The organism is Aquabacterium sp., assembly GCF_014378415.1.
Classification (GTDB): domain Bacteria; phylum Pseudomonadota; class Gammaproteobacteria; order Burkholderiales; family Burkholderiaceae_C; genus Aquabacterium.
Window position 1 is genome coordinate 1 of sequence record NZ_JACMNS010000082.1, and the last position, 2837, is coordinate 2837.

Sequence of the window (2837 nt, forward strand, 5' to 3'; positions counted from 1 at the left end):
CATTGGCCACGCGCTTGGCCACTTCCACCTTCTGGCGGTCCAGCCAGCTTTGGGGCATGGGGCGGGCATAGCCCCCCACGCCTTCAGCGGCTTCTTTTTCTTCGGCGGTCTCGTAAGGCACGTCGATGAACTTGGCGCCCAGGGATTCGACCTGTTCCTTCACCGAGGGCCGCACGTCAGACGCTTCAATGACGGCGCCCAGGCGCTTGGCCGTGGCGATGGCCTGCAGACCAGCCACACCCACGCCCAGGATCACCACGCGGGCGGCCTTGACGGTGCCGGCGGCGGTCATCAGCATCGGGAAGATGCGCTGGTACTTGTCGGCGGCAATCATGACGGCCTTGTAGCCCGCCAGATTGGCCTGCGAGGACAGCACGTCCATGCTTTGGGCACGGGTGGTGCGGGGCGCGGCCTCCAGCGCAAAGCCGGTCAGCTTGGCGTCGGTCATGGCCTGCAAGCCATCCTTGTCGAAAGGATTGAGCATGCCCACCACCACGGTGCCAGACTTGGTCAGCGACAGCTCATTCGCGAAAGGCGCGCGCACCTTGAGCACCATGTCGGCGCCAAACGCGCCGGCCACGTCGGTGATCTCGGCGCCAGCGGCGGCGTAGGCTTCGTCGGTCACGCTGGCAGCAATGCCGGCACCCGACTGCACGCGCAAGGTGTGCCCTTGCGCTGTCAATTTCTTCACCGTCTCGGGGGTCACGGCCACGCGGCTTTCACCGACAGCGGTCTCCAAGGGTATGCCAATCAGCATACTGTCTCCTAATTTAGGGGGGGCGGCAGGCGCCATTTGCGCCAAACCCGCCAGCATACACAACAATCCCCCATTCTCCGTGTCACCATGGCGGCCAAACCCTCGAATGTGAGGGTGAGCGTTGTCACATCGTGAAGAATCACGATCGCCACACATCGACACACCATTGACGGATAATCCTGCGCTCATGAAGACCGTCGAAATTTTGGAAGCGGAGGCCAAGGCTGGCTCCCCCCCTGTTCCCTCGCAACGCTGGAAGCCCAACGTCACTGTGGCGGCGGTGGTCGAGCGCGACGGTCGCTTTCTGCTGGTAGAGGAGCAGACCAGCGATGGCCTGTTGCTGAACAACCCGGCCGGCCACCTGGACCCGGGCGAATCGCCCATTCAGGGCGTGATGCGCGAGACGCTGGAAGAAACCGCGTGCCAGCTCACGCCGCAGGGCTTTCTGGGCATGTACATGTCGCGCTTTCGGCGCACGCGCACCGGCGAAGACATCACCTACCTGCGTTTGACTTTCTTTGGCACCGTGTCCGAACCCGATCCGACCCTGGCGCTGGACGAAGGCATCGTGCGCACCGTGTGGATGACGGCCGACGAGATCCGCGCCTGCCCCGAGCGCCACCGCAGCCCGCTGGTGCTGGAGTGCCTGGAAACGTACCTGTCGGGCGCGCGCTATCCCTTGTCCATCCTGACCATCCACGACAGCGTTTTCGCACCCCCGGCCGCCGTCCGCTCGGCATGAGCACCGCCCGGCCGCAGCGCATCGTCGTGGGCCTGAGCGGCGGCGTCGATTCGGCGGTGACCGCCCACCTGCTCAAGCAGCAAGGGCACGAGGTGATCGGCATCTTCATGAAGAACTGGGAAGATGACGACGACAGCGAATATTGCTCGACGCGTCAGGATTTTCTGGACGCGGCCAGCGTGGCCGATGTGTTGGGCATCGAGATCGAGCACGTCAACTTTGCGGCCGACTACAAAGACCGCGTCTTCGCCGATTTTTTGCGCGAGTACCAGGCCGGCCGCACGCCCAACCCCGACGTTCTGTGCAATGCCGAGATCAAGTTCAAGGCTTTTCTGGACCACGCCATGCGCCTGGGGGCCGAGAAGATCGCCACGGGGCACTATGCCCGAGTGCGCGAACGCGGTGGCCGGTTTGAGTTGCTGAAGGGCCTGGACCCGCTGAAGGACCAAAGCTACTTTTTGCACCGCCTGAACCAGGCGCAGCTGAGCAAGACGATGTTCCCCGTGGGCGAGTTGCCCAAGACCGAGGTGCGGCGCATTGCTGACGAGATCAAGCTGCCCAACGCGAAGAAGAAGGATTCGACCGGCATCTGCTTCATTGGCGAGCGGCCATTTCGCGAGTTTTTGAACCAGTATTTGTCGAACCAGCCGGGCGTGATCGAGGACGACCGGGGCCGCATTTTGGGCGAGCATGTGGGCTTGAGTTTTTACACGCTGGGCCAGCGCAAGGGCATCGGCATTGGCGGTGTGAAAGAAAAAGGCGCGCCGCGTGGTGGCGGTGAGCACGACGCGTGGTTCGTGGCCCGCAAAGACATGGCGGCCAATGTGCTGTACGTGGTGCAGGGGCACGATCACCCCTGGCTGCAATCGCACTCGCTGACGGCCGATGATTTGAGCTGGGTGGCGGGCGTGGCGCCGCCCGTGGGGCCTTGCGCGGCCAAGACGCGCTATCGGCAGGCCGATGCGGCTTGTTCGATTGAGGCCGCCGACAACACACACCTGCGATTGAGCTTTGCGCAGCCGCAATGGGCGGTGACGCCGGGACAATCGGCGGTGCTGTATGACGGCGAGGTTTGTCTGGGTGGTGGTGTGATCAACTCATGACACGCGACGAGGCGTCACTGCAAGCGTTGCTGGCCCACCTGCTGGACACAGGCGAAAGCGAAGTCGTTGAGTTCAAAGAGGCCAACGACAACTTTTCAATGTCGGACATCGGCAAATACTTCTCGGCCATTGCCAACGAAGTGAACTTGCACGGTGCCGAGTCGGGCTGGCTGGTCTTTGGCGTGCACGACAAAACGCGCGCGGTCGTCGGCACCACCTACCGTGAAGACGCGCC

4 protein-coding genes are annotated in these 2837 nt (G+C 63.3%); 3 read left to right on the forward strand and 1 reads right to left on the reverse strand.

Going from position 1 to position 2837, the window contains the following annotated elements; genetic code table 11:
- On the reverse strand, nt 1–757 hold a 757-nt coding region (locus tag H7225_RS07590), incomplete at its 3' end, for an NAD(P)(+) transhydrogenase (Re/Si-specific) subunit alpha (RefSeq protein WP_290660445.1).
- Nucleotides 758–944: 187 nt separating this feature from the next.
- On the opposite strand from H7225_RS07590, the gene H7225_RS07595 reads away from it, so the two are divergent.
- The 3 genes from H7225_RS07595 to H7225_RS07605 all read left to right on the forward strand — a co-directional run.
- The gene (locus H7225_RS07595) at nt 945–1499 is read left to right on the forward strand and encodes an NUDIX hydrolase (RefSeq protein WP_290660447.1); all 555 of its coding nucleotides are present in this window, start codon (nt 945–947) and stop codon (nt 1497–1499) included.
- Nucleotides 1496–2602, forward strand: coding sequence for a tRNA 2-thiouridine(34) synthase MnmA (gene mnmA / locus H7225_RS07600; protein WP_290660449.1), 1107 nt, complete (start codon nt 1496–1498; stop codon nt 2600–2602). Before H7225_RS07595 ends, mnmA begins: the two co-directional genes overlap by 4 nt.
- Nucleotides 2599–2837, forward strand: a 239-nt coding sequence (locus tag H7225_RS07605) for an ATP-binding protein (RefSeq protein ID WP_290660451.1), incomplete at its 3' end; no start/stop codon positions are given. The genes mnmA and H7225_RS07605, both read left to right, overlap by 4 nt.